30 protein-coding genes are annotated in these 25,524 nt (G+C 61.2%); 13 read left to right on the plus strand and 17 right to left on the minus strand.

The annotated features are described in order from the left end of the window. Positions 1-25 precede the first annotated feature (25 nt). Both fabD and KR100_RS13500 read left to right on the plus strand, forming a co-directional pair. Positions 26-919 (plus strand): ACP S-malonyltransferase, encoded by an 894-nt coding sequence (gene fabD / locus KR100_RS13495; RefSeq protein WP_038547052.1) that lies wholly within the window; start codon positions 26-28, stop codon positions 917-919. Then, on the plus strand, positions 916-1,578 hold the full coding sequence (locus KR100_RS13500) for a 1-acyl-sn-glycerol-3-phosphate acyltransferase (RefSeq protein WP_038547054.1): 663 nt from the start codon (positions 916-918) through the stop codon (positions 1,576-1,578). The genes fabD and KR100_RS13500 overlap by 4 nt, the downstream gene beginning before the upstream one ends. On the opposite strand, the gene KR100_RS13505 is transcribed toward KR100_RS13500, so the two are convergent. From KR100_RS13505 to KR100_RS13515, 3 genes are read right to left on the minus strand one after another with little or no spacing between them, the layout of a single operon-like run. Further along, positions 1,541-2,116 carry a YdcF family protein gene (locus tag KR100_RS13505; RefSeq protein ID WP_038547056.1) on the minus strand — a complete coding sequence of 192 codons (576 nt, stop codon included), beginning with the start codon at positions 2,114-2,116 and terminating at the stop codon, positions 1,541-1,543. The genes KR100_RS13500 and KR100_RS13505 overlap by 38 nt on opposite strands. After that, entirely contained in the window at positions 2,116-2,847 is a 732-nt protein-coding gene (gene tsaB, locus KR100_RS13510) for a tRNA (adenosine(37)-N6)-threonylcarbamoyltransferase complex dimerization subunit type 1 TsaB (RefSeq protein WP_038547058.1), read from the minus strand. The genes KR100_RS13505 and tsaB overlap by 1 nt, the downstream gene beginning before the upstream one ends. Beyond that, positions 2,844-3,095, minus strand: a complete 252-nt coding sequence (locus KR100_RS13515; RefSeq protein ID WP_038547059.1) for a Ycf34 family protein — start codon at positions 3,093-3,095, stop codon at positions 2,844-2,846. Before KR100_RS13515 ends, tsaB begins: the two co-directional genes overlap by 4 nt. On the opposite strand from KR100_RS13515, the gene KR100_RS13520 reads away from it, so the two are divergent. Beyond that, positions 3,088-4,320 (plus strand): CCA tRNA nucleotidyltransferase, encoded by a 1,233-nt coding sequence (locus tag KR100_RS13520; RefSeq protein ID WP_369793804.1) that lies wholly within the window; start codon positions 3,088-3,090, stop codon positions 4,318-4,320. The genes KR100_RS13515 and KR100_RS13520 overlap by 8 nt on opposite strands. Positions 4,321-4,382: 62 nt before the next feature. Then, complete coding sequence (locus KR100_RS13525; RefSeq protein ID WP_038547064.1) at positions 4,383-4,805, plus strand: RNA-binding protein; 423 nt, start codon at positions 4,383-4,385, stop codon at positions 4,803-4,805. A 35-nt stretch (positions 4,806-4,840) separates the two neighbouring features. Here KR100_RS13525 and KR100_RS13530 read toward each other — a convergent pair whose 3' ends face one another. Next, the gene (locus KR100_RS13530; protein ID WP_038547067.1) at positions 4,841-5,749 is read right to left on the minus strand and encodes a phytoene synthase; all 909 of its coding nucleotides are present in this window, start codon (positions 5,747-5,749) and stop codon (positions 4,841-4,843) included. Between the two features lie 3 nt (positions 5,750-5,752). After that, positions 5,753-7,171 (minus strand): 15-cis-phytoene desaturase, encoded by a 1,419-nt coding sequence (gene pds, locus KR100_RS13535; RefSeq protein WP_038547070.1) that lies wholly within the window; start codon positions 7,169-7,171, stop codon positions 5,753-5,755. A 103-nt stretch (positions 7,172-7,274) separates the two neighbouring features. On the opposite strand from pds, the gene KR100_RS13540 reads away from it, so the two are divergent. Both KR100_RS13540 and KR100_RS13545 read left to right on the plus strand, forming a co-directional pair. Next, positions 7,275-7,622: an NAD(P)H-quinone oxidoreductase subunit M gene (locus KR100_RS13540; RefSeq protein ID WP_038547073.1), complete on the plus strand. Its 348-nt coding sequence runs from the start codon at positions 7,275-7,277 to the stop codon at positions 7,620-7,622. Further along, positions 7,619-8,272, plus strand: a complete 654-nt coding sequence (locus KR100_RS13545) for a DUF3172 domain-containing protein (protein ID WP_038547076.1) — start codon at positions 7,619-7,621, stop codon at positions 8,270-8,272. The genes KR100_RS13540 and KR100_RS13545 overlap by 4 nt, the downstream gene beginning before the upstream one ends. On the opposite strand, the gene KR100_RS13550 is transcribed toward KR100_RS13545, so the two are convergent. After that, positions 8,269-9,222, minus strand: coding sequence for a LysR family transcriptional regulator (locus KR100_RS13550; RefSeq protein ID WP_038547079.1), 954 nt, complete (start codon positions 9,220-9,222; stop codon positions 8,269-8,271). The genes KR100_RS13545 and KR100_RS13550 overlap by 4 nt on opposite strands. Before the next feature lie 78 nt (positions 9,223-9,300). Here KR100_RS13550 and KR100_RS13555 point away from each other — a divergent pair, with 78 nt between their 5' ends. From KR100_RS13555 to KR100_RS13580, 6 genes are all read left to right on the plus strand, one after another. Then, complete coding sequence (locus KR100_RS13555; RefSeq protein WP_204207733.1) at positions 9,301-10,035, plus strand: NnrU family protein; 735 nt, start codon at positions 9,301-9,303, stop codon at positions 10,033-10,035. A 35-nt stretch (positions 10,036-10,070) separates the two neighbouring features. Then, positions 10,071-12,080 carry an NAD(P)H-quinone oxidoreductase subunit 5 gene (locus KR100_RS13560; RefSeq protein WP_038547081.1) on the plus strand — a complete coding sequence of 670 codons (2,010 nt, stop codon included), beginning with the start codon at positions 10,071-10,073 and terminating at the stop codon, positions 12,078-12,080. Positions 12,081-12,167: 87 nt separating this feature from the next. Then, complete coding sequence (locus KR100_RS13565; RefSeq protein ID WP_038547085.1) at positions 12,168-13,802, plus strand: NAD(P)H-quinone oxidoreductase subunit 4; 1,635 nt, start codon at positions 12,168-12,170, stop codon at positions 13,800-13,802. A 95-nt stretch (positions 13,803-13,897) separates the two neighbouring features. Next, a complete protein-coding gene (locus tag KR100_RS13570) occupies positions 13,898-14,266 on the plus strand; it encodes a lipopolysaccharide assembly protein LapA domain-containing protein (RefSeq protein WP_038547089.1) in 369 nt (122 codons plus the stop codon). Positions 14,267-14,336: 70 nt separating this feature from the next. Beyond that, complete coding sequence (locus KR100_RS13575) at positions 14,337-15,239, plus strand: segregation/condensation protein A (RefSeq protein ID WP_038547092.1); 903 nt, start codon at positions 14,337-14,339, stop codon at positions 15,237-15,239. Between the two features lie 43 nt (positions 15,240-15,282). After that, a complete protein-coding gene (locus KR100_RS13580; protein WP_038547095.1) occupies positions 15,283-16,461 on the plus strand; it encodes an NDP-sugar synthase in 1,179 nt (392 codons plus the stop codon). On the opposite strand, the gene KR100_RS13585 is transcribed toward KR100_RS13580, so the two are convergent. Further along, positions 16,442-17,335 (minus strand): methylenetetrahydrofolate reductase, encoded by an 894-nt coding sequence (locus KR100_RS13585; RefSeq protein WP_038547098.1) that lies wholly within the window; start codon positions 17,333-17,335, stop codon positions 16,442-16,444. The two genes, KR100_RS13580 and KR100_RS13585, sit on opposite strands and share 20 nt — an antisense overlap. Before the next feature lie 82 nt (positions 17,336-17,417). Between KR100_RS13585 and KR100_RS13590 the strand changes: the two genes are divergently transcribed. Further along, complete coding sequence (locus KR100_RS13590) at positions 17,418-17,696, plus strand: response regulator transcription factor (RefSeq protein WP_038548935.1); 279 nt, start codon at positions 17,418-17,420, stop codon at positions 17,694-17,696. On the opposite strand, the gene KR100_RS16415 is transcribed toward KR100_RS13590, so the two are convergent. From KR100_RS16415 to KR100_RS13635, 10 genes are all read right to left on the minus strand, one after another. Next, positions 17,653-17,832: a hypothetical protein gene (locus KR100_RS16415; RefSeq protein ID WP_071839947.1), complete on the minus strand. Its 180-nt coding sequence runs from the start codon at positions 17,830-17,832 to the stop codon at positions 17,653-17,655. The two genes, KR100_RS13590 and KR100_RS16415, sit on opposite strands and share 44 nt — an antisense overlap. Before the next feature lie 69 nt (positions 17,833-17,901). After that, the gene (locus KR100_RS13595) at positions 17,902-18,408 is read right to left on the minus strand and encodes a CYTH domain-containing protein (RefSeq protein ID WP_038547101.1); all 507 of its coding nucleotides are present in this window, start codon (positions 18,406-18,408) and stop codon (positions 17,902-17,904) included. A 2-nt stretch (positions 18,409-18,410) separates the two neighbouring features. Continuing rightward, on the minus strand, positions 18,411-19,361 hold the full coding sequence (locus KR100_RS13600) for an NAD(+) kinase (protein ID WP_038547105.1): 951 nt from the start codon (positions 19,359-19,361) through the stop codon (positions 18,411-18,413). Between the two features lie 18 nt (positions 19,362-19,379). Next, the gene (nuoK, locus tag KR100_RS13605) at positions 19,380-19,709 is read right to left on the minus strand and encodes an NADH-quinone oxidoreductase subunit NuoK (RefSeq protein ID WP_038547107.1); all 330 of its coding nucleotides are present in this window, start codon (positions 19,707-19,709) and stop codon (positions 19,380-19,382) included. Between the two features lie 16 nt (positions 19,710-19,725). Next, positions 19,726-20,328: an NADH-quinone oxidoreductase subunit J gene (locus KR100_RS13610; protein WP_038547110.1), complete on the minus strand. Its 603-nt coding sequence runs from the start codon at positions 20,326-20,328 to the stop codon at positions 19,726-19,728. Further along, on the minus strand, positions 20,325-20,972 hold the full coding sequence (gene ndhI / locus KR100_RS13615) for an NAD(P)H-quinone oxidoreductase subunit I (protein WP_038547113.1): 648 nt from the start codon (positions 20,970-20,972) through the stop codon (positions 20,325-20,327). The genes KR100_RS13610 and ndhI overlap by 4 nt, the downstream gene beginning before the upstream one ends. Positions 20,973-21,044: 72 nt before the next feature. Continuing rightward, positions 21,045-22,163, minus strand: coding sequence for an NADH-quinone oxidoreductase subunit NuoH (gene nuoH / locus KR100_RS13620; RefSeq protein ID WP_204207815.1), 1,119 nt, complete (start codon positions 22,161-22,163; stop codon positions 21,045-21,047). A 27-nt stretch (positions 22,164-22,190) separates the two neighbouring features. Continuing rightward, positions 22,191-23,381 (minus strand): citrate synthase, encoded by a 1,191-nt coding sequence (locus KR100_RS13625; protein WP_038547119.1) that lies wholly within the window; start codon positions 23,379-23,381, stop codon positions 22,191-22,193. A 38-nt stretch (positions 23,382-23,419) separates the two neighbouring features. After that, complete coding sequence (sixA, locus tag KR100_RS13630) at positions 23,420-23,905, minus strand: phosphohistidine phosphatase SixA (protein ID WP_038547122.1); 486 nt, start codon at positions 23,903-23,905, stop codon at positions 23,420-23,422. After that, positions 23,883-25,472 (minus strand): DUF3352 domain-containing protein, encoded by a 1,590-nt coding sequence (locus tag KR100_RS13635; RefSeq protein ID WP_239420351.1) that lies wholly within the window; start codon positions 25,470-25,472, stop codon positions 23,883-23,885. The genes sixA and KR100_RS13635 overlap by 23 nt, the downstream gene beginning before the upstream one ends. Positions 25,473-25,524 lie beyond the last annotated feature (52 nt).

Raw genomic sequence — 25,524 nt, forward strand, 5'->3', positions numbered from 1 at the left:
CCGGCACTTCTGCTGCAACGAACCGATGACGATCGCCTGGGTGTTCCCTGGTCAGGGATCTCAGAAGGTGGGGATGGCAGACCCGCTGATCGAGCTGCCAGGAGCAGACGAACGTTTCCAAATCGCCTCCGAGGTCCTGGGCAGGGACCTGCTGGCCATCTGCCGTGGAGAAGCCGGCGACGCTGAACTCAGCGATCTCAACGACACCCGCAACACCCAGCCGGCCCTGTTCGTCACGGAATCGCTGTTGGTGGACAGCCTGATCGCCCAGGGACGCGAGGCGGAGCTTCTGGCGGGTCACAGCCTCGGAGAGCTGGTGGCTCTTTATGCAGCCGGAGTCTTTGATCTGGAAACGGGTCTGAACCTGATGAAAACCCGCTCTGAACTGATGGCCAAGGCCGGTGGTGGTGCCATGACGGCCGTGATCGGTTTCGATCGGAGTGAGCTGACCGAACGCGTGGCCGCCAGCGAAGGTGTTCACATCGCCAATGACAACAGCGATGCGCAGGTTGTTCTCTCCGGCCAACCCGATGCCCTGGAGAGCGTCTGCACAAACCTGCGCTGCAAACGGGCCATTCCCCTGGCGGTTTCCGGAGCCTTCCACTCCCCATATATGCAGGATGCGGCAGATCGCTTTGCCGGGGAACTGGATCGCGTCGTCTTCCAGGACGCCCGGGTTCCGATCCTAAGCAACAGTGATCCAACGCCAAGCCGCAGCGGAGAGGAGCTGAAACAGCGTTTGAAGCAGCAGATGACCAGCGGCGTCCGTTGGCGCGAAACGATGCGACGCTTCCAGGACGCTGACATCCAGACACTGGTGGAGATCGGACCTGGCAACGTGCTGAGTGGCCTGGCCAAACGCTCGACGACGGGCATCACCCTCGCGCAGATCGCGGGTGCGGCGGACCTGGGGCTGTGAGCGGGACGCGTTCTGCCCTGGTCACCAAGACCCCGAAACCGAGCCTCACCTACCAGCTGGTGAGCAGCCTGCTGGTGTTCCCGGTCTTCCGGGGGCTGTTCCGTGGCTCCTGCAGAGGTCATGAGCATGTGCCGCGTGAGGGACCGCTTGTGGTGGTGGCCAACCATGGATCCCACCTCGACCCACCGCTGCTGGGCCATGCCCTCGGCAGGCCGGTGGCCTTCATGGCCAAGGCTGAACTGTTCGAGGTGCCCATCCTCGGCTCGATCATTCGTGCCTGCGGCGCTTACCCCGTACGCCGAGGCGCGAGCGACCGGGACGCGATCCGCACCGCAACGGCCAAGCTGGAGGAGGGCTGGGCCACCGGCGTGTTCCTCGATGGCACGCGCCAGGCAGATGGTCGGGTGAATCAGCCTCTGCCGGGGGCAGCCCTGCTGGCAGCCCGCTCCGGTGCACCGCTGCTGCCCGTCGCCATCCTCAACAGCCACCGTGCACTGGGGTCGGGGCACTCCCTGCCTCGCCTGGTCCCGATCCAGCTGCGGATCGGCGAACCCGTGCCCGCACCAAGCGGCCGTCGCCGAGCCGATCTCGATGCCACCACTGCAGAACTGCAACGGCGGATCAATTCCCTTCTGGATCAGGGGTTGCTGCGTCCTTGAGGTCACGACCGGTGATCACCCAGGTCACCGCCCGCAACCAATCCCCCCAGCGTTTGATCCAACCCTCCTCCTGACAGCTCGGCTGGCAGTCCACGGGGACCCCTGTGAGATGGATGCCGCGGCTACCGGCCACCACCTGACCAACCGCCATCGATCGAGGGAGGTGGTCGGCACTGGTCACAAGCAGCACATGACGAATCTCACGCTGCTGCAGCTCATCCACCAGGGATGTGAAATTGCCGAGCGTGTCCTGGGCCCTGTAGTCGAGCTGGACCCGTTGAGGTGCGAGCCCCTCCTCCTGGACCAGCCAGGTGGCGTACTCCCGATTGCTACCGCCACTGATCAGCAGGGGCAGATCCAGCTCCCCGGCGAGTTTGGCTCCCATCCGCTCCCGGTCCACATCACCACCGAGAACCAGCACCAGCTGCGGTGCACTGCGATCCAGCAAGGCCTGGCGATAGGGCGCCAACGGGCCCGCACTCACCATCCAGACCATCAGCCCACCGCCCAGAAGCACACCGGTTCGCACACCTGCCATCACACCACTCCCACAGGCGAGGTGGGATAAATCGGCAACACGCTCTGCCAGGGACAGGACCGACCGCAGGCGAGGGCTGCCTGCAGCTCGTTCAGCAAGCGGATCACGTCCGCTTCGACGTTGTCATCCGCTTCCAGCACCATCGTGCCGAGAGAGCGACCCGGTTGAAGCAGATGGGGCGGTTCAAGCTCCTCAACAACGCCTTGGTTCACCCGATAGAAACCACCAACAACACCACGACTGGGAAGCTCCCGGGTGATCCAGAAGCCTTCACCGGCATCGGGCCGAGCAAGTAGTCGATCGGCAAGACGCGCGGCCATCAGAGCGAAACTGCTGACGCCCAGAAGTGGCACTCCCAGCTGCTGGGCCAGCGTGCGTGCCATCACAACCGTGAGCCTGGTCCCGGTGAAGCCACCAGGGCCGGTTGCCACAGCAAGCCCCTGCAGTCCAGACCAACGGGGCGCCGGCAGGACGGATTCGACCCGCCTCAACAGCGTGTTGGAAAGGGCACGACCGTCCTCAAAGACAGCCCACCGCGGTTCATGGCCAAGCGGTGTAGGTCCAAGCGGTGCAGGGCCAAGCGTTGCATGGCCATGCGAAGGATCGCCAACTTTGGGATCGAGAACCGTGGCATCGAGAACCGTGGGGTCAAGAACCGTTGGATCGAGAACAGCCACGCCGAACCGTTCGGTTGAACTGTGCAGGGCCAACAGCAGGGAAGGGTCGCTCATCCCGGCACGGTCTCGCCTGGTCGCAACCGCAGCCAGCGACCTGGATCTGAGGAAAAACTCTCACAACCCCGCACATCCCATTCAATCCCCGCGCCACCATCGGGCAGATCCATCACGGACACGTGAATCCGAGGGGAGGCAGGCTGAAAATCAGGCGACTCGTTGAGATGGACGGCCCCATGCTGGCGCTCAACCGCGTGATAGGCCTGGCAGCGGTCAACCCAGCGGCAGTCCACGCAGATGCACATGCCTCCTGAAGCCGCGTTGACCGACATTCTGGATCCAAGTGAGGCAGCCAGCACTGTTTGGCAACGTCTGAACCCTGGGCAATGGCCATTGCCACTGGAGGCTCTTCCAGACGGCACGGCCCTCGTCGGGGGAGCCGTTAGAGACGCTCTGATTGATCGCCTGCCCAGCTGCCCCGATCTGGATCTCGTGGTCACCGACAAGGCGCTGGAGCTCAGCGCTCAGCTGTCGACCTCGTTTGGCGGAACGGTCGTTGTACTGGACGAGCGCAGGGATATCGGTCGTCTGGTGCTTCGAGGCTGGACCATCGACATTGCCCGGCAGGACGGCCAGACCCTTGTGGATGACCTTCAGAGGCGGGACTACCGGCTCAATGCCATTGCTCTGCCGTTGCGCCCCGGAGGCGGATTGCTGGATCCCACCGGCGGCCTGCGGGATCTTCAATCGGGCCGACTTGTCGCGGTCAACGAAGACAACCTCAAAGACGATCCCCTACGGCTTTTGCGCGGGCTTCGGCTGATGGCAGAGATCCCCCTCGAGCTGGACCCAGAAACCGGAGCCTGGATTCGCCGTCACCGCAACCTTCTCGGCCAATCCGCACCAGAGCGGATCCTGGCTGAGCTGCAACGGCTGGTGCGCGCTCCTCACGCTGATGGAGTTTTGCCGCTTCTGGACGATCTAGAACTTCTGTGCACCTGGGCCGATCCCGCTGGCCAGCATCGCCCCATCCCCGGGACCAGGGAGAGCGCGGAAATGACGCCTGACGAACGAGACCGGGCCCTGCCGCTGTCTCGCCTGATGCATCTGCTCGGGGATTCTGGCCTGGACCAGCTGCGGGCCAGCCGCCAGCTGCGACAGCGCTGCCGAACACTGCGGCGCTGGGTCCGTAATCGACCTGAGGATCCGGACTCCATGGATGAGCAGGACCGCTACCGCCTGCATTGCGAGCTGGAGGAGGATCTGCCGGCCTTCATCCTCCACCTTCCCTTCCACCAGCGCGCGACCTGGATCCAGCGTTGGCGGGAGCCGCAGGATCCGTTGTTTCACCCCGCGGCCGATGTCGATGGGTTAACGCTTCAGCGTGAACTGGGCATCAAACCCGGACCGGTTGTTGGGCATCTGCTTGAGCACCTGAAACGGGAACGGGCCTTCCAACGTGTGACCGGTCGAGCGGCATCACTGCAGGAAGCGCAACGCTGGCATGCGTTGCACAGCGACCTGCTGTGATTAACTCTCTAGGTGTCAACGATGACGGTCCGACACCGACAGATCGCAATCACCTCTCCTTCATGAGCATCCGCCTGTACATCGGCAACCTGCCACAGACCTTTGACGACAAAGAGCTGGATGCTCTGATCAAGAGCGCTGGGGATGGAATCCGCTTCAAGGCGGTTCTTGATCGTGAAACCGGAAGCTGCCGTGGATTCGGATTCGCCAACGTCGATGACCCCAAAGTGGCGGATGCCGTGATCGAGCAGCTGAACGGAAAGGAGTTCGGCGGCAATTCGCTTCGGGTGGAACGCTCCGAACGCAAGGACAGCAATGGCGGCAACCGCCGGGGAGGCCCCGGCGGCCCCCTGCAGGCTGGCCGAAAGGCGGCAAACAAGGTGGTTCACAGCGATGCTCCTGCCGAGGAAGCACCAGATCCGCGCTGGGCAGGCGAGCTCTCCAAGCTCAAGGATTTGCTGGCCAACCAGAAAACCCCTGTCTGAAGCGGGTCTCTGCAGCCAGCTGGAAGCCTGAACCCTCAGCGGGACTGGGCCAGCACGAAGGAGCGGGGAAGGTCAGCAAATTTCGCCAGTTTGCTGACGTAGGCCCTGTGGTTGAAGACGTCGTAATCAATCCGCTCAATTGCATCGAGAATTCCGCGATACAACCTGAGTGAGGTCCAGACAGGCCAGCGAGCGTCCCTGGACAACCAGCGCACCCCTGCTTCCGAGCGGGCAAACCATTCGCGGGCGCGCTGCAGCTGGAAACCCATCAGCTCGCGCCAGGCTGCGTTCAGGCGGCCTGCCATCAGGTCCTCCTCGCTGTACCCGAAGCGTTGGAGATCTTCCTGTGGGAGGTAGATACGGCCACGACCTCGGTCTTCGCCCACATCCCTGAGGATGTTGGTGAGCTGGTTGGCGATGCCCAGAGCCACAGCAGCATCGGAGGTGTCCGGCGCCGCACTCCAGGGGGCGGATGTGTAGGCGCCATCGACACCCATCACACCCTGGGTCATCAATCCCACGGTTCCTGCCACGCGATAGCAGTACAGACGAAGATCCTCGAAGCTGGGATAGCGGGTCCAGGTGAGGTCCATCCGCTGCCCCTCGATCATGTCGAGGTAGGGCTGGATGTCCTGGGGGAAACGCTCGATCGTGTCAGCCATGACCGCACCGAGATCGTCGTCGACACGACCGGCGAACAGTGCACGGGTCTGCTCCTCCCAGCGATCGAGGCGATCAGCAAGCTCGTCGACGGGACGGGCCTGCGCTTCCGGGCTGTCCATCAGCTCATCGGTGCGCCTGCACCAGACGTAAATCGCCCAGATGGCGCGACGCTTGGCCAACGGCAGCAGCAGCGTTCCCAGATAGAACGTCTTGGCCCACTCAGCGGTCTCGCGACGGCAGGCTTCGAAAGCTGCGTCGAGAGATCGAGCTGCGAGGGTCATAAATCAGGCCGCAACCGGCTCTTTGACTGGGGTCGATGATGGCAGCTGATCGCGCTGCCGGTCCACCGCCTGAGCGCAGAGCTTGCCGCTGAGCACGGCGCCTTCCATAGAGGCCAGGTAGCGCTGCATCGTGTAGTCACCCGCCAGGAAGAAATTCCTGATCGGGGTGGTCTGATCCGGGCGCAACTGCTGACAACCAGGGGTCGTCTTGTAGACGGACAACGGCGTTTTCACAACCTTGAACTTGCGCAGGGTGGCGGGGTTGTCGCCACTGAAGTGCATCGGGAACAACTTCTTGAGCTCACCCATCGTGGCCTCGATGATCTCGTCGTCGGGACGACCGATCCAGTCCTTCGCTGGAGCAAACACCAGCTCGAGCATCGACTTGTCGGGGTCTTCATACTCCCTGCAGGTGATGCTCATGTCGGCGTAGACGCTGAGAAGCGGCGAGCGACTGAACAGCAGGTGGTCGATATCGGTGAGTTTGCGGTCGAACCAAAGGTGCAGGTTGATCACGGGCACACCACGGAGCCCGTCCAGCTTCTGGAACACCTCCATCTGCCTCCACGGCTCCGGGAGGAGCAGCTTGAAAGGATCCACCGGCAGAGCACTGACGTAGGCATCGGCTGTCAGGTCGAAGCTCTCCTTGCCCTTCACGCCTCCGATGTGGAAAGCGGCAACAGAGCCATCTGGATTGAGTTTGATCTCCCGCAACGGGCTGTCGAGGTGAACTTCCCCCCCCAGCGACACGACGTGCTCCACCATCGGCTGGCAGAGTCGCTCCGGCGGGGCCCCATCCAAGAAGGCCATCTGTGAGCCGTTCTTTTCCTGGAGGAAACGGTTCAGAGCTGTCAGCACCACGGTGGCTGAGATTTCGTCGGGATCGATGAAATTCAGCGCCTTGCTCATGGCGATGAACACCTCATCGTTGACGCGCTCTGGAATGTTGTGGATCCGCAACCACTCGGTCCAGGAGTATTTGTCGCACTCTTCGACGTAGCCCTGGCCTCGAAGCATCGCGGGGACCAGTCCCAGGCCGAAGCTGATCTTCTCCGGCCAGGTGAGCATGTCGTTGTTGCCCAGAATCGCCGCCACTCCATTCACCGGTGCCGGCAGATCGGGGAAATCAAAACGGCTGTAGGTGCCGGGCTCCTCAGGCTGGTTGAAAATCATCGAATGGCTCTTCCACTGCAGCCGGTCTTCGATGTCCAGCTCCTTGAACAGCTGCAGCATGTTCGGATAAGCCCCGAAGAAAATGTGCAGACCGGTTTCATACCAGTCGCCGTCTTCGTCCTTCCAGGCTGCAACCTTCCCGCCAAGGACATTGCGGGCCTCCACCACGATTGGCGTATGTCCTGCATCAGCGAGGTACTTGGCGCAGGAAAGACCTGCAAGACCGGCTCCGGCAATGACGACGCGCATGCGGATGGACCAAAGATGAGACCAACCTTAAAAGGCGCGGATCCCACGTCGTTGTGGATGGCTGCTTCTTCTCCTTAAAGTCGATTGACAGTCCACCGGCGCCATGGCTGACACCCTGCTGAAATGCACGACCCGCCACGTCCGCCTGTTCACGGCCCGGGTGGAAAACGACGATCTGATCCCGGATCCGGATCAGCTCACCCTGGATCTCGACCCGGACAACGAATTTCTCTGGTCGGACAGTGCTGTTGCCTCCATCCAGACGCGATTCAAGGAGCTGGTGGATGCTGGTGCCGGCGGGGAACTCAGCGACTACAGCCTGCGGCGGATCGGCACGGAGCTGGAGGGGAGCATCCGGCAGCTGCTGCAGGCCGGTGAGCTCAGCTACAACCCGGATGGACGCGTCACCAACTACTCCATGGGCCTGCCTCGCACGCCTGAACTGCTGTGAACCGATCTCGCTACGGTCGAGGACCTCGGGACAACCAGGACCCGGGGGACAGACGAGGGCAGCGGGAGAGCCGCTACGAGCGTTTCGAACAAGACCGACGTGAGCGGCCGTCCTACGGCGGTCGACCGCCGGCCTCCGGTGGTGCACCTGGAGCGGGTCCCGGGTTCAGCTTCAACACGCTCACGGCTGCAGTTCTGGCCGGAGTGTTGATCGTGGGGATCGGCATCGGCAGTGCCGTGACCAGCACAACCGCTGGTGATCAGGGCAACATCGCCAGCAGTCAGCAGCTCGACATGGCGGTTCCCGATCCCGAGTTCTGCCAGCAGTGGGGCGCCAGCGCCTACGTGATGGACGTTGAGATGTACACAACGATGCGACCGGTCACCAGCTTCGTCACCCAGCCGGCTCTTCAGGCTGGCTGCGTGATCCGTCGTGAGAACTGGTCCGTCCTGCGCAGAGAGGGAGCGATCACCCCAGCGCAGGAGAAGGAATGCAAGCAGCGCATGAACACCTTTGCCTACATCGGCTCGATCCGAGACAAACCCATCGTCCGCTGTGTGTACCAAACCGACGGCAGCGAGAACAAATTCATCACCAAAGGCATCGCCGATGACACCGTCGGAATCACGCCGGAGGCTGATCAGTTCTAAGCCGGCTGACCTTGTCTCAACGGGCTGTCCGGACTGGCGAACACCGGCAGCACGTCCTGTCGGAAGGCCGCTGATGCACGGGAGCAGTAACGGGCTGGGTGGGTGATCAGCTTGAGCTGACGACGGACCTGAAGATCAGCCACGATCGGCCGATGAATGGTTCCTGCCGCCAACTCCCGCTCAACCGAGACGACGGGAACAAAGGCGGCACCGAGTCCTGCCTGCACAGCGTTCTTGATGGCTTCCAGGGAATTCAGTTCCATCTCGATGCGCAGTCGCTGCACGTCGAGACCGGAGCGGGCAAGCAGTTGATCCACCATCTTCCGCGTCGTTGACTGCGCATCCAGGCAGACAAAACCCAGCCGGTAGAGGTCTTCCTTGGTGAGCTCCACCAGCCGAGCCAGGGGATGCTTGACCGGCAACACCAGCGCCAGCTCGTCGCTGGCATAGGGAACCACCTGCAGCAGTTCGTTCAGTTCCGGCGGCAACTCACCGCCAATGATCGCCAAATCGATCTGTCCATTGGCGACGCTCCAGCCGGTGCGGCGGGTGCTGTGCACCTGAAGCTGAACAGCGACATCGGGATATTTCTGGCGGAACAGGCCGATCATGCGCGGCATCAGATAGGTGCCTGTGGTCTGACTCGCTCCCACGACCAGAGAACCACCCTTGAGATTGTGCAGGTCCTCGAGTGCACGGCAGGCCTCATGACACTGGCTGAGGATGCGATCGCAGTAGCTCAGCAGCAGATGACCGGCTTCCGTGAGCTGCGCCTTGCGTCCTCCACGGTCGAACAGGGACACCTCCAGCTGCTTTTCCAGGTTCTGGATCTGGAGACTGACGGCCGGCTGGGTGACGTAGAGGCTGTCAGCAGCTTTTTTAAAACTGCCCTCGCTGACGATGGCCCGCAGAATGCGCAGCTGATCGAGCGTGAACGGCAGATCTGCCATGGTCGCCTGCTCGCTCGCTGACAACCCAGCGACTGTAAGCGCCCCTCACGGAACAGAATCAGCAGACTTCACGCTTGGATGGCGATGTCGGATCAACACAGCAGCCTGGTGATGCTGCTGCTGCTGCTGTTGTTCGCCGTGATCCACAGCGGCGGGGCTGCCCTCAGGAGCCGTGCTGAAGCGCTGATCGGAGCCAGGGCCTGGCGCCTCATCTTCGCGACAGCAAGCATTCCATCGGCCGTGGTGGTGATCGGCTGGTTTCTGGCTCACCGCTACGACGGTGTGCGCCTCTGGAACCTTCAGGGCCTCCCAGGCATGGTTCCCCTCGTCTGGCTGGGGACAGCGATCAGCTTTTTGTTCCTCTATCCGGCCACCTACAACCTCCTCGAGATCCCCGCCGTCCTCAAGCCCCAGGTTCGTCTCTATGCCAAAGGGATCATCCGCATCTCTCGGCATCCGCAGGCGATTGGTCAGATTCTCTGGTGCATGACCCACGCGTTGTGGATTGGCAGCAGCTTCATGCTGGTGACCTGCGCAGGACTGATTGCGCACCATCTCTTCGCTGTCTGGCATGGGGACCGGCGCTTGCGGGCACGCTTTGGTGACGCCTTTGAAGACCTGCGATCCAGCACCTCAGTGGTGCCTTTTCTGGCCGTGCTCGATGGGCGACAAACTCTGATATGGCAGGAGTTCCTGCGCCCTGCCCAACTTGGAATCGCCGTTGCGGTGGCTGTTTTCTGGTGGGCCCATCGCTTCATCTCAAGTGCCGGTGCTCTGATGTTGCACTCCAGCTTGGAGAAACTGCTGAGCTGAGCTGCCTACACTCCAACTGACCCTGCCAGGAGCGGATGTCTTCGGCTGCTGAACTCGCCTGGCTGATCCCCCTGCTGCCGCTCTTCGGAGCGGTGATCACCGGTTTGGGACTGATCAGCTTCAATCGCACGATCAACCGACTGCGAAAACCGGTCGCGCTGCTGCTGATCTCCTGCGTCGGCGCCGCCGCGGTGATCAGTTATGCGGTGTTGGCGGGACAGCTGGCTGGTGCTCCAGCGGTTGAACATCTGTTTGTCTGGGCCAGCGCCGGCGACTTCAGCCTGCCCATGGGCTACGTGGTTGATCCGCTGGCTGCGGTGATGCTGGCGCTGGTCACCACCATCGCTCTGTTGGTGATGGTGTACTCCCACGGCTACATGGCCCACGACAAGGGCTATGTGCGCTTCTTCACCTACCTGGCGCTGTTCAGCAGCTCGATGCTTGGGCTGATCATCAGCCCCAACCTGCTCGAGATCTACGTGTTCTGGGAGCTTGTGGGGATGTGTTCCTATCTGCTCGTTGGCTTCTGGTACGACCGCGATGGCGCAGCCCATGCGGCCCAGAAGGCCTTTGTTGTCAATCGCGTTGGTGACTTCGGCCTGCTGCTCGGGATCCTTGGTCTGTTCTGGGCCACGGGCAGCTTCGATTTCCAGGGCATCGCAGACGGCCTGCAGCAGGCACTGAGCACCGGCTCCATCCCGATGTGGGCTGCCCTGGCTCTCTGCATCCTGGTGTTCCTTGGGCCGATGGCGAAATCAGCCCAATTCCCTCTGCACGTGTGGTTACCGGATGCCATGGAGGGTCCCACGCCCATCTCCGCTCTGATCCACGCCGCCACGATGGTCGCCGCCGGTGTTTTCCTGGTGGCTCGACTCGACCCCCTCTATGGATTGTTCCCGTCCATCCAGGCTGTGATCGCCGTGGTGGGAACCATCACCTGCTTTCTGGGGGCGACCATCGCACTCACACAGATGGATCTGAAGAAGGGGCTGGCCTACAGCACCGTCTCCCAGCTGGGTTACATGATGCTGGCCATGGGATGCGGCGCACCCGTGGCCGGTTTGTTCCACCTGGTGACCCACGCCTTCTTCAAGGCAATGCTGTTTCTGGGCTCCGGGTCGGTCATCCATGCCATGGAAGAGGTCGTGGGCCATGAGCCAGTCCTTGCCCAGGACATGCGTCTGATGGGCGGCCTGCGCAAGAAGATGCCCATCACAGCCATCACGTTCCTGATCGGTTGCGTCGCCATCAGCGGCATTCCTCCGCTGGCAGGCTTCTGGAGCAAGGATGAAATTCTCGGCCAGGCGTTCAACAGCTTCCCGCTCCTCTGGCTGGTCGGTTTCATCACCGCAGGAATGACGGCGTTCTACATGTTCCGCCTCTATTTCCTCACGTTTGAAGGTGAGTTTCGAGGCAATGACAAGAGCGTGCAAACGCAGCTGCTCCTCTCGGTTGGCAAGAACCCTGATGAGCATCACGCCCACGGAGGCAGCGTGCATGAGTCGGTCTGGTCGATGACAGCACCTCTGGCCGTTCTCGCCGTTCCCTCTGTCCTGATCGGACTGCTGGGCACTCCCTGGAACAGCCGGTTTGCCACTCTGCTCGAGCCCAGCGAAGCCGTTGAGATGGCTGAACACTTCAGCTGGGAGGAGTTCCTGCCACTGGCTGGAGCGTCCGTGGCGATCTCCGTCACGGGCATCACCATCGCCGTTCTGGCCTATGCCCTCAAGAGACTTGACCTCGGCCAGCTTGTCGCGGCTCGTTTCCCTGTCATCAATGCCTTTCTCTCGAACAAGTGGTATTTAGATGCCATCAACGAGCGTCTGTTTGTGAGAGGAAGTCGCAAGCTCGCCCGTGAGGTTCTTGAAGTCGATGCCAAGGTCGTGGACGGCGTTGTGAACCTGACCGGTCTGCTGACTCTGGGAAGCGGCGAAGGTCTGAAATACCTCGAAAACGGCCGCGCCCAGTTCTATGCCCTGATCGTGTTCGCCGGTGTCATCGGTCTTGTGGTTCTGTTCGGCGTGCTGGGTGGACCCATCGCTTGATCCTGCTTCTGTGTGTCATCGCCTATCGAGGTGATGACACACCGGCTGTGATTTCTACAGTCCAACCAGTGGAGTGCTGGGACAGCAGTGATCGAGTTTGCCGTCGCCGGGCCGGTTGAGCCTGTGAACGCGACCGTTCCCTGGCTGAGCCTCGCGATTCTTTTCCCGATCGTGGGCTCACTGCTGGTGCCGTTCATTCCCGATGCCGGGGATGGGCGCCGGGTTCGCTGGTATTCGCTCGGCATCACGCTGCTGACCTTCCTTATCACCGTTGCTGCCTACCTGAACGGCTATGACCCGAACCTGAGCGGTCTGCAGCTGGCGGAGCGGGTCAGCTGGCTTCCTGACCTCGGGCTCACATGGGCCGTTGGCGCCGACGGTCTGTCGATGCCTCTGATCCTGCTGACCAGCTTCATCACCACACTGGCCTGCCTGGCCGCGTGGCCCGTGAGTTTCAAACCGAAACTCTTTTATTTCCTGCTGCTGGCCATGGATGGCGGACAGATCGCCGTGTTCGCCGTGCAGGACATGCTTCTGTTCTTTCTGGCCTGGGAGCTGGAGCTGATCCCCGTTTATCTGCTGCTGGCCATCTGGGGCGGCAAGAAGCGTCAGTACGCAGCAACGAAGTTCATCCTGTACACCGCCGGCAGCTCCCTCTTCATCCTTCTGGCCGCACTGGCCATGGGGTTCTTCGGGGGAGGCACACCCAACTTTGAGTACACCACCCTCGCCGCCAAAGACTTCGGAACAGGCTTTCAGCTTCTCTGCTATGCGGCTCTGTTGATCGCGTTTGGCGTCAAATTACCAATCGTGCCTCTCCACACCTGGCTGCCAGACGCCCATGGAGAAGCCACCGCGCCGGTTCACATGCTTCTGGCTGGCATCCTGTTGAAGATGGGCGGCTACGCCCTGCTGCGTTTCAACTGCGAACTGCTGCCTGCAGCCCATTCGCAGTTTGCACCCCTCTTGATCGTTTTGGGGGTCGTCAACATCATCTACGCGGCGCTCACCTCGTTCGCCCAGCGAAATCTGAAGCGCAAGATCGCTTACAGCTCCATCAGTCACATGGGCTTTGTGCTGATCGGCATCGGCAGTTTCAGCGCCCTCGGCACCAGCGGTGCCATGTTGCAGATGATTAGCCATGGCCTGATCGGGGCCAGTCTGTTCTTTCTGGTGGGGGCCACCTACGACCGAACCCACACCCTTCAGCTTGATGAGATGGGAGGCGTGGGCCAAAAGATGCGCGTGATGTTCGCCCTCTGGACCGTGTGCTCACTGGCCTCTCTCGCCCTCCCCGGCATGAGCGGCTTTGTGAGCGAGCTGATGGTGTTTGCCGGACTGGCCACCGATGAGGCGTACACACTGCCGTTCCGAATTGTGATCTGCGGACTGGCGGCCGTTGGCGTGGTTCTCACACCGATTTATCTGCTCTCCATGCTGAGGGAGATCTTCTTCGGCAAGGAGCGAGCCGATCTTGTCTCCCACACCAATCTCGTGGATGCCGAGCCCCGCGAGGTCTACATCATCGGCTGCCTGCTGGTGCCGATCATCGGCATCGGTCTCTACCCCCGCCTGATGACCGACAGCTATCGCTCGTCGATCGAAGCCTTGGTCAACCGGAATGTTTATGCGATGGAACGCATCAGTCGGCCGACCGCTCCGATCATCCGAGGTCAGCCGGCTGTTCCTGCCTTGCTCCAGGCCCCGGCGCTGCCGGGCTGATCAATCCTGACTGATGAATAAGTGCGTGGTTTGAGGGATACGACGGGGCGACGCGGAGGGAACTTCGTAAGTTCTGTGCGTCCACTCGCTGAACCATGCGCCAGATCAATTTCGGCCTGATCTTTGCCTTTGGCCTGTTGATGGTGTTCTTCACCCTGGAAAACACCGCAGCGACAACGGTGCATCTCCTGCCGGGGGTTCAGCAGACCATGCCCCTGGCCGGTTTGCTGCTTCTCGTCGCTGGCATCGGAGCTGTTTCCGCCTGGTTCTTTGCCGCCTGGACCGGGATGCTCACCAATGTGGACCAACTCAGCAAGGCCAGCGATCTCGAGGCGCAGCAGGTGCGGATTCAAGAGCTGGAGAGCGATCTCAGCCGTTACCGCTCCACGGTGGAGACCCAACTGGGCCTGCTGCCTGCCACCACGGTGAGCAGCAGTGACAGCACGGATGCAGCTGAGGCCTGAGTCAAATCCCCAGCGTTGACTGGCGTGGTGGGGTCGTCATCGATAGCGTTCAGCCAGTGAGAGTCATCCCTTGCAACAGACGGGTGCGAGCGCTGGAGCTGATGTCGGCGCCCGTCTGGCCATCCGTCTTCTCCAGGATGCCGCTGAAAGCGGGGAGCTCGACCCCTGGGATGTCGACGTGATCGCTGTCATCGACGGCTTTCTGGATCAGCTCAGTCAACGCATCAACGTGCCGAAACAGGTTGCTGCTGCCATTGAAGGCCGAGGGGGCAGTTACGAGCGCGACCTGGCCGACAGCAGCGAGGCCTTTCTGGCCGCCTCCGTTCTGGTTGGCCTCAAGGCGGAATTGCTGGAAGCCAGCATTCTTCCCCCGGCACCGGAGATCGAAGAGGGCTTTGATGCCGAATTCGACGAACAGGGATGGCTGGATCCAGCGTTTGACCTGCCCCGACGTCCGGAACGTCATCTGCAGCGTCGTCCGGTGGCGCCACCACCGTTGCGTCGACCGGTCACCCTTGGAGAACTGATCGAACAGCTGGAGTCGATCGCCGAGCAACTTGAATCCGATGAACTCCAGCAGAAACGGCGCCAGCGACAGAAACGCTACAGCGATCGTGAAGCCATCGCCCAGGTGTCCAGCCTGGCTCACCGTGAAAAGCTGCCGGAAACAACCGCGGCCCTCGGTGTCTTTCTCAATGGCTGGGAGGATGCCCTGAACTGGCTGGATTTCGAAGCACTCGTCGATCGCTGGCGCGATGCCGCCGCCGCCGACCTCGACACCGATCGTGTCGGTGTGTTCTGGGCCCTGCTGTTCCTGTCCTCCCAGGGTCGGGTGGAGCTTGAGCAAGTGGGCTGGCTGCACGCGCCGATACGGCTGCGCAGGATTCCGGCGGCCGGATCCGTGACGCAATTGCCGATCAGCAATCTGGACGTGCCAGCTTCAGTGCCGACCAGCGACCCCGTGGCGGCCTGAGGCACGGTTTAATGTTCCACATCCTCTGGAGCCTGCAACGCCTATGAAGGCGATGATTCTGGCGGCTGGCAAAGGGACCAGGGTTCAGCCGATCACCCATGTGATCCCGAAACCCATGATCCCCATCCTGCAGAAGCCGGTGATGGAATTCCTCCTTGAGCTGCTCAAGGAACACGGTTTCAAAGAGGTGATGGTGAACGTCTCACACCTGGCCGAGGAGATTGAGAATTACTTCCGCGACGGCCAACGCTTCGGCGTTGAGATTGCTTACAGCTTCGAGGGCTGTATTGAAGACGGTGAACTGATCGGTAACGCCCTGGGATCAGCAGGTGGTCTGAAGAAAATTCAGGACTTTCAGCACTTCTTCGATGACACCTTCGTCGTGATGTGCGGCGATGCTCTCATTGATCTTGATCTCACCGAAGCGGTGCGGCGTCACCGCGAGAAGGGTGCACTGGCCAGTCTGGTCACCAAGAGAGTTCCGAAGGAACAGGTGAGCAGCTACGGCGTTGTCGTGACGGACGAAGAAGACAGAATCTCTCATTTCCAGGAAAAGCCAGACGTTGATGAAGCCCTAAGCGACACCATCAACACAGGCATCTACATCTTCGAACCGGACATCTTCGACCACATCCCTTCTGGTGTTTCGTTCGACATCGGTTCGGATCTGTTTCCGAAGTTGGCATCCATCGGTGCCCCCTTCTATGCCATTCCAATGGATTTTGAATGGGTCGACATCGGAAAGGTTCCCGATTACTGGCAAGCCATCCGCAGCGTTCTCCTCGGCGATGTTCGTCAGGTCGGGATTCCCGGCAAGGAAGTTCGCCCGGGTGTTTACGCAGGCCTGAACGTTGCAGCGGACTGGGACAAGATCAATGTCACGGGCCCTGTCTACGTGGGCGGTATGACCAAAATCGAAGATGGTGCCACCATCATCGGACCATCGATGATCGGCCCGAGCTGCCACATCTGCGAAGGTGCGGTGATTGATAACTCGATCATTTTTGACTACTCACGCATCGGTGCCGGGGTGCAATTGCTGGAGAAACTCGTGTTCGGGCGCTACTGCGTCGGCAAGGATGGGGACCACTTCGACTTGCAGGAAGCAGCCCTTGACTGGCTGATCACGGATGCCCGCCGGCAGGATCTGGTTGAACCCTCGCCGCAGCAGAAGGCCATGGCCGAATTGCTGGGCACCGATCTCACACCGGCAGCGAGCTGAAGCCTGCCATTTCAAGAATCAAGGGAATTCTCTCCTCCGCTTTGATCGCCATCAGGTGAACCCCCTGGACGATGTCGAGGTAGCGACCGACCTGTTCGGCTGCGATCGCCACGCCTTCCGCAGCAGGATTCTCGGCGCGATCCAGGCGAGCGATCAAATCCTCAGGGATGCAGGCACCGGGCACCACCCGGTTGATGAATCGGGCATTCTTCGCCGATTTGAGCAGAAAGACACCGGCGAGCACGGGGAGCTCCATCGGCCCTGCCAGATCCTTCTGAAAACGCTCGAGAGCCTGAGGGTCCATCACCATCTGCGTCTGAACGAAACGGGCGCCGGCGTCCCGTTTGCGCATCAGTCGTCGCTGCAATCCGCTCCAGCTCCGCGATTGCGGATCGGCGGCACATCCGGCAAACAGATCGGTCGGTCCGTCCGCGAGCGCTCCCCCATTGGGATCGTCGCCACGGTTGAATGCCTCCACCTGACGCAGCAGCTTGACGGATTCGTACTCGTTGACCTGTCGAGCCGTCTGCTGGTCCCCAGCTTTGACTGGATCGCCTGTCAGGCAGAGAAGATTGCGAATCCCCAGAGCGTGGGCCCCGAGCAGATCCGACTGAAGCGCAATGCGATTGCGGTCGCGACAAGCGAGTTGCAACACCGGTTCCAGGCCGGCATCAAGCAGCAACCGGCAGACGGCAAGGCTGCTCATCCGCATCACCGCTCGACTGCCATCGGTCACATTGATGGCATGGACGCAACCACTGAGCTTGGTTGCCATGGCGAGGGTATGGCCGGGATCAGCTCCTCGAGGTGGCATCACCTCCGCCGTGATCGCGGCCTTCCCTGCTTTTAAAACGCGCTGCAGCGCCGTCGTCAAACCCTGTTCCGTTTCGGCAGTTCACTATGCAGGATCAAGGTGGAATCGGGGCCTAGCATGGGTGCAACGGGGCGTGTGGACCATGACATCCGCGGAATCGTCCGATCCCCTCAACATTTCCCTTTCCACCCGGGAAATCGAAATCATTGAACTGGTCGCCGAAGGCCTCACCAATCAGGAGATCGCTGACCGGCTCACCATCAGCAAAAGAACTGTCGATAACCACGTCAGCAACGTCTTCACAAAAACCGGTTCAAAGAATCGCGTGGCACTGCTGAACTGGGCTATGGACAACGGCAGGATCTGTCGTGACGGCTTCAACTGCTGCGCCCTCCCCGAGGCTGAGAACCACGGACCCTGACAGCCACTGGCTCCGGCAGGGCCTGCAGGGAACTTGGTGACAGCGGAATCTCAAACAGAGCGGCGTAATCCAGACATGCCTCAAGGGTGTTCCCCACAAAGCGGAGCACACCTTCTCTGTCGTAGAGACCGACCATGGCGAAAAGCCGAGAGGCCCGATTTAACGCTAAATCTAAAGGAAATCGAAAGACGCTTCCAGTGGCGTCTCAGAGCAAGCCCAAACGACGACGCTCCTGTTCCGGCCAGCTCGAGACGGGCTGTGAGGCAAGAACGGCATTCGCCCAGCGCGATTCACCTGTCAGCTCCGCAACGCACCAGTCCGGCAGGGTCAGGGTCTGATCGGCTCGGTCCAGCTCCACCTCCGCCAGCACCAGGGGAGCATTGCGATCAGAAAAGCAGTCCACCACCCAGTCACCACCCTCGAGCTCAAGGGCGTAGCGGGTCTTCTCAAGACGGTGGGGCGCCAGCGCCCAGAGAGCTTCCGCGTCGCTGGCAGGGATTGAGTACTCGAACTCGTGGCGGGCAATGCCGCTGGAATCGGCCGCAGCCTTCAACGTGAGCCATGCCTGACCATCGCTCTGCAAGCGAAGGCGCACCGTGATGCCCTTCGCACTGGAGGCCAAATAACCCTGGCGAAGCCTCTGGGGTGGACCAGCCAACGATCTCCAAGCGTCACCTCTGACCAGAAAGCGGCGCTCGATCTCCAGTCCCATGCCTAGTTCGGTGAGGGCTGACTGGCCGTCAGGCTGCCGGCCCAATGCAGTTTGTGAGCGAGGGTCCGGTAGTACGAGGGGCTCTGATTCAAGACAACCATCAGGGCATGGTGCCGGGCCTGCTGAACCACACAACATTCGCCAGGTTCCATCACGGTGCAGCCAACACCGTCCTTCCAGAGCTTGATGCGATGATCGGCATCACCCAGGGGCCAGATCACCAATCTAGCCCGGGGGGGAACCACCAGTGTGCGGCTTGAAAGGCTCATCGGACAGATCGGAGCCACCACCATCGCTTCAATCCCCGGATGGAGGATCGGTCCACCGGCTGCCAGGGCGTAGCCGGTGGACCCTGTCGGTGTTGAGAGGATCAGACCATCTCCACGCACCTGGTCCACAACCTCACCATCAATCTCCAACTCGAGCGTGCACGTCGGGGAAATCTCATCGCGGTAGGCCCTCAGATAAAAATCATTTAGAGCCCAGTGATGTTCTTCGTCGTCCTCAACATCGGGTTGCTGAAGCAACGCCGGCGAATCAGCCCGTTCCTCAGCGGAACGACGATCCACCATGGCCTGAAGCATCAATCGCCGTTCAATGGCGAATTGGTCATTCAGCAATCGCTGCCAGATCTCATCACCTTGAAGCACCCGTTTGTCGTGGGTCAGAAAACCCAGGTGCCCGCCCACATTGATACTCAGAATGGGAATGTCGTGAACAGCAAGATGGCGCGCAGCTCCAAGCACGGTTCCATCACCTCCCAGAACCACAGCCAGATCAGGCATGGAGTCCTCATTGGCCAACAGGCCGGGGAAGGGATTCACCCGAGCGCCTGACATGGCTGTCACAACCTGAATGCCATGGCCTTGCAGCTCTGCTGCACATTGACGCGCTTCCTTCTGGGCTAGCTGGCTTTCGGCCCGGTAGATCACCCAGACCCGCTCAAGACGCATGGACCCGTTGGATGGCGATTACCAGCGGAGCAGATTGAACTGTTCCATATCAACCGTAACCCTGTTGCGATAAAGCGACAGCAGGATGGCCAGACCAACAGCGGCCTCAGCGGCAGCCACCGTGATCACAAAGACGGCGAAGACCTGGCCCCTGATGAGGTCCCCATCCACGTAGGAGGAGAACGCCATCAGATTGATGTTCACGGCATTGAGCATCAACTCAATGCTCATCAACACCCGCACGGCGTTGCGACTGTTGATCAGACCCCACACACCGATGCAGAACAGCAACGCGGCCAAGAGCAGGAAAGCCTGAAGTGAAGGAAGTCCGGACACAAAATCGTTCATCGATCGATGCAGGGGCTCAGGAGGGGCGACGCTCGAGAAGCAGAGGCGTCTGGGCCTTTTCAATCAGGCCCTGGTCAGCAGCTTCCCCAGTGGCCACATCCGTGGCCAACACATCGCGTCGGGCAAGAACGATGGCTCCGATCATCGCCATCAGCAACAGAACGGAAGCGACTTCGAAGGGGAGCAGGTAATCCGTGAACAGGTGCTCACCGATCCGGGCCGTGGCCTCCTCGCCAACCGCCGGTGGACCGGGCAAGGCCCAGGGGGTGGTGACCACAACGCGAACCAACAGAGCCAGGAGGCCAGCACAAACACCGGCGGAAACCAAACGGCGAGTGGTGAGGTTGGCGATGGCCTTGAGGTCTTCCCGCTTGTTCACAAGCATGATTGCGAAGAGGATCAGCACGTTGATCGCTCCGACGTAGACCAGGATCTGAGCTGCGGCCACAAAGCTCGCGTTCAGCAGGAGGTAAAGGCCTGCAACGGCCGTGAACACTCCGCCGAGCAGGAAAGCGGAATAGACGATGTTGCCGAGCAGCACCACACCGAGGGCTCCAACAACGACAACCGCAGAGAGCACCAGAAAGCAGATGAGCTCAGTCGTTCCAGCGATGGTCATCCGTCGGCCTCCTCCGTTGCTTCGGCTGATTGTCCTTCATCCGACGCACCAGATGGTTTGGGTGGTTCCAGAGTCTCAAGCACCTGCGCCGGCAGTTTGCCGGCCCGGGGGCGATCAGGATCCACACCATGGGGAGACATTTCCCCTGCCGGCAGGTAAGCCAGTTCTCTGAGGGGGCGTATCGATGGATCGGTGGTGACGCTGGTGGGAAGGCGGCCGAGCGCGACGTTGTCGTAATTCAGGCTGTGGCGGTCAAAGGCAGCCAACTCGTATTCCTCGGTCATCGAGAGGCAGTTTGTCGGGCAGTACTCCACACAATTTCCGCAGAAGATGCAGACGCCGAAATCGATCGAATAGTTCCGCAGCTCCTTTTTCTTCGTGGCCTTGTTCATCACCCAATCCACCACCGGGAGATTGATTGGGCAAACACGAACGCACACTTCACAGGCGATGCACTTATCGAATTCGTAGTGAATTCTTCCGCGATAGCGCTCGGAAGGGATGAGCTTCTCGTAGGGATATTGCACCGTGACAGGACGGCGCTTCATGTGATCGAAGGTGACCGAGAAGCCCTGGGCGAGATTGCGGGCAGCGTCGACCGCATCACGCGTGTAATCACCGACCTGTCTGAGAAATCCGAACATGGACTTGGAGACGTGGAAGAGGAACGTCAGGAACCTGTGCCCATGATGGCGGCACAGAGGCTGGCGAGAGGGTCAGCCACCAAAAGCGACTGGGAACGCCAGCTTCAATGCCGCCGTCACCAGGAGATTGACCAGTGAGAGGGGCAGCAGGAATTTCCAGCCGAGATCGAGCAGTTGATCGATGCGAACCCGGGGGGTGCTCCAGCGCAGAAGGATGGCCACAAACACCAGCAGATACGCTTTCAACACGGTCATCACAATGCCGACGGACCCTGTGATCACCTGAACGACAGGGGCGTCAATCGGCTGCCCGAGCCAACCGGCAAGCCACTCAACGGGAATTGGAAACCCCCATCCCCCCAGGTAGAGAACGGAGACCAAGACAGCTGAGAGCACCAGATTGATGTACCCCGCCAGATAGAACAGGGCGAATTTCATACCGGCGTACTCGGTCTGATACCCAGCCACCAGCTCCTCCTCCGCCTCAGGGAGATCGAACGGCAGTCGTTCGCATTCGGCCAGAGCACAGATCCAGAAGATCAGGAAGCCAACCGGCTGCCGCCAGACGTTCCAGCTGAGGATCCCTGCCCCAGTCTGTTGCCCGACGATGTCGACGGTGCTGAGGGAATTGCTCATCATCACGATGGCCAAGACCGCGAGAGCCAGAGGGATCTCGTAGCTGATCGACTGGGCGGCGGCTCTCAGACCCCCCAGCAGGGAATATTTGTTGTTCGAGGCATAGCCGCTCATCAGCAAACCGATCGGTTGGATGCTGCTGAAGGCGATCCAGAGAAAGATCCCCACGCCGACATTGCTGATCAGCAGGTTCTGACCGAAGGGAATGATCAGCCAGGAGACGATCACCGGCACAACCACCAGCACCGGACCCAGGGTGAACAGCAGGCTGTCAGCCCTCGCCGGAATGATGTCCTCTTTCACCAACAGCTTGAGACCATCGGCCAGTGGCTGAAGAATGCCGAGGGCGCCCGCATATTCAGGGCCGATCCGCTGCTGGACAGCAGCGGAAATCTTGCGTTCCAGCCACACCGACACCAGCACGCCGACCACGGCGGCGACCAGCACCAGCAGCATGGGAAGGGGCAGCCAGAGCAGACGTGCTGCCTCAGCCGACAGCCCAAGTCCCTGCAATGCCTGGCTGAAGCTCAGTTCGAGGTCCAGTCCCGGACTCACCATTGCATTGCCTGAAGTTCCTGCAACTTAAGCGGCCGAAGCCTGAGGACGCTCATTGATGGGGATCCAAGCGCGAGGTTCAGAACCTGAATAGATCTGTGAAGGACGGAAGATGCGGTTCGCACCCAGCTGCTCACGCCAGTGGGCCAACCATCCGGCCACCCGTGAAATGGCAAAGACAGGGGTGAACAGATCCCTTGGAATACCCAGCTTTCGGTAAACCAGGCCCGAGTAGAAATCGACGTTCGGATAGATCCCCTTGGCACCAAGGCGTGACTCCGCTTCCTGCTCGACGGCGCGGGCGACGTCATAAAGCGCATCGTGTCCGAAACGGGCAAACATCTCTTCCGCAAGTGTTTGCAGGATCACCGCACGGGGGTCCTTCACTTTGTATTCCCTGTGGCCGAATCCCATGATCTTCCGTTTCGCCGCGATGGCGTCATCGAGATAAGCACCGGCGTTTTCGGGGGACCCGATCTGCTCGAGCATCGCCAGAACGTCCTCATTGGCGCCGCCATGGAGAGGTCCGGCAAGGGTGCCAACAGCGGATGCCACAACCGCATAGGGATCGGTCAGGGTGCTGGCCGTGACCCGAGCACTGAAGGTGCTGGCGTTGAGACTGTGCTCCGCATGAAGAATCAGACAGCGGTCAAAAATCCTGGCGGCCAGGGGATCCGGTTCCCGCTCGGTGAGCATGTACAGGAAGTTGGCCGAGTAGGCCAGATCATCACGGGGTTGAATCGGGTCCTGGCCTTTCCGGATCAACTGGAAGGCCGCGACCATGGTGGGAATCTTCGCGATCAGGCGGACGACGGCGTCATAGATGTACTGCGGATCATCGATGGCACGACGCGAGTAGAACAGTCCCAGTGAGGCTGCGCTGGACTGGAGGGCATCCATCGGATGTCCGGTCGCAGGGAAACACTTCATCATGTCCCGGACCCGGAAACTGACCCGACGGTGCATCTGCACCTGATGCTCAAATCCAGCGAGCTGATCACGGGTCGGCAGTTCACCCCAAATCAGCAGAAACGCGGTTTCCAGAAAGCTGCTGTTGGTCGCCAGCTCTGCAATCGGAAAGCCGCGATAAGTGAGCAGGCCCTGTTGTCCATCGATGTCGCAAATCGCCGACTGGGTGGCTGGAACGCCATCAAGGCCTGGACGGAGCTCAATCCCGGTGCGCGCATGGCGCAGTTCGCCCGACTGCTGCTGAGCCACCGCCCTGTTGCCACTGAAGGAAACCTACGTCGGACGGTTCATTCCTTCACAGGATCAAGCAGCAGCGCCGGACGAAGCAGCGCCAGCAACTCCCAGTCGGACGCCTGACCCTTCAGACGGATGAGGCCGGCCTTCTTCAGAACAAGGGCGTTCGATGGCAGTCCGAGCATATGAGTGGCCAGCCGACTCAGATCGGGTTCGTGACCGACCAGACAGACCCGCCCGGTAAGGTGCCCGACCAAGGAGAGGGGGTCCCCACAGGGCTGCAGTGCCTGATGAATCTCGAGGGACGGAGCGAGACCAGCCTCAACAGCGATCTGAGCCGTCTCCAGAGCACGTCGGTAAGGACTGCTGATCAGGCGATCAACCAGGACACCTCGCTTGACCAGGGCGCTGGCGACAGCCTGCGTGCGGCGCTGTCCTCTGGCGGTCAGCGCCCTGTCTGGATGATCGAGCCCATCGAGACGGTCCTCAGCAATCCCATGACGCAACAGCAGCAGGTCAACCGAGTTCGAGTCGGGCATGCAGGGGCAGCACCGGTTCCTGCTCATCCTGACCAGTCGTTTCAGCTGCAAGCACCAGGCCGCGCACCCGCGGCTGCAAGGGCTGACCAGCCAGAGCCTGAAGCGTGATCCAGGGGCGCCAGCGGGCCATCAGGTGCTGGGCAGACTTCGAATCAAGCAGCAGAGCCTGCGTGGGCGAATGGTCCAAGGTGAGTCGCTGCCACTGCTGCAGTAGGGGCTGCAGCGCCCGCTGGTCGTGGCGTCCCTGCAACACCTCAAGCGTCTCCCCCCACCAATGGCGCCCGGCCTCCTGAGCCGTTGCCACGGCCAACTGGGCCTGCAAACCGTCGCCATGGCCCCGCTGCCGGACCAGGCGTGTCCAGACCTGCAGCATCTCCCCGTCGCCGGCCAGCTGGGAACGGGCGAGGCCATCCGCCTCAAGATCGCCGTTCACCGCTTCGAGATCCGGATGGCCTGAACGGCTGGCGAGCAACCAGCCTGATTCCTGCTGCAGCCACAGCAGAGGTCCATCGTCACGACCGACGATCGAATCGAGCGCTGATCGATTGCTGAGCTGTGCTCGCAGCAGCGGACCAAACCATTGACTGAAGGGGTGGGAATCCTCGCGATCCAGCAAGCGCACGGAATCCTGCAAGGACACCATCCACGACGCGCGACCACCGGCATCGGTCGCGAGATCCTGAAGCGGCGTCCAGGGTGCGGTCTCCCAGCGATCGCGGAAGCGCAGCCTGGCCTCCACCGCCAGATCCGTGCCCTGAGGGCGCAAGGCGGCCACAAGTCCAGTGAGATCGCCGCGTTCAGCAATCACCGAGGGCAGCTGCAACCAGTGCTGCAGAGCTCGGGGTGACGCCGTCAGCAAGGCAACCCCATCACCGAGCTCGGTCAGCTGCTGCTGCAGCCCTGCATCGCCGAGTTGGTGCTGATCCTGCAACTGAGACACATCCAAGGCGGCCTCCAGGACGCCGCGGCCCGATGCGAGCAGCAGAAGATCGTCGTCAATCAGGGCTGTGGCGAGGGGCTGGGGATCGCGGCCGAGAAGGGCACCGCGACCACTGATCAGGCCCATGCCGCGATAGCGGCTCACCTGCAGATCGGTCCCGGCAAGGCTGCGGGTCTGCCAGAAGCGCTGCAGGAAGCGGCGGGCCCCGTCACTGTCCCGACTGGTGAGCGCCAGCACCCATCCAGGCGGATCACCGGCGTCGCCGGCATCGATGAGCGTGAGGCTCAGTTCCGACCCCAGCCATCCCGTCAGCTCCCGGTCGAAATCAAGACCTGCCAGAGCAAATACACCATCGCGCCAGCGCCTTGCAGCATCCCGGGACGCACGGCGTTCGGAAGGCTGTGACACGGCCTGCACATAGGCGGGCAGCCGAACGGGATCCGCCAGCCAGTGCAAGGCAAGATCCGCTTCTCTGGGAACAAAACGTGCCGCACGTGGCAACTCCAGAGGCTGGGAAGCCAGACGCAGGGGACTGCGCCGATCGATCCCCCACAGCAGGGTGAACGCCAGCAGCAGCAGCGCCAGCAACACCCCTGCAATGCCTGTAAGGAATGAGCGGGCCTTCATGGGCCTGCGGAACGGTCTTCGCTCATCTTTGTCCATCGCCGCAGAATGGCGC

The sequence above is a fragment of the Synechococcus sp. KORDI-100 genome (assembly GCF_000737535.1).
GTDB lineage: Bacteria > Cyanobacteriota > Cyanobacteriia > PCC-6307 > Cyanobiaceae > Parasynechococcus.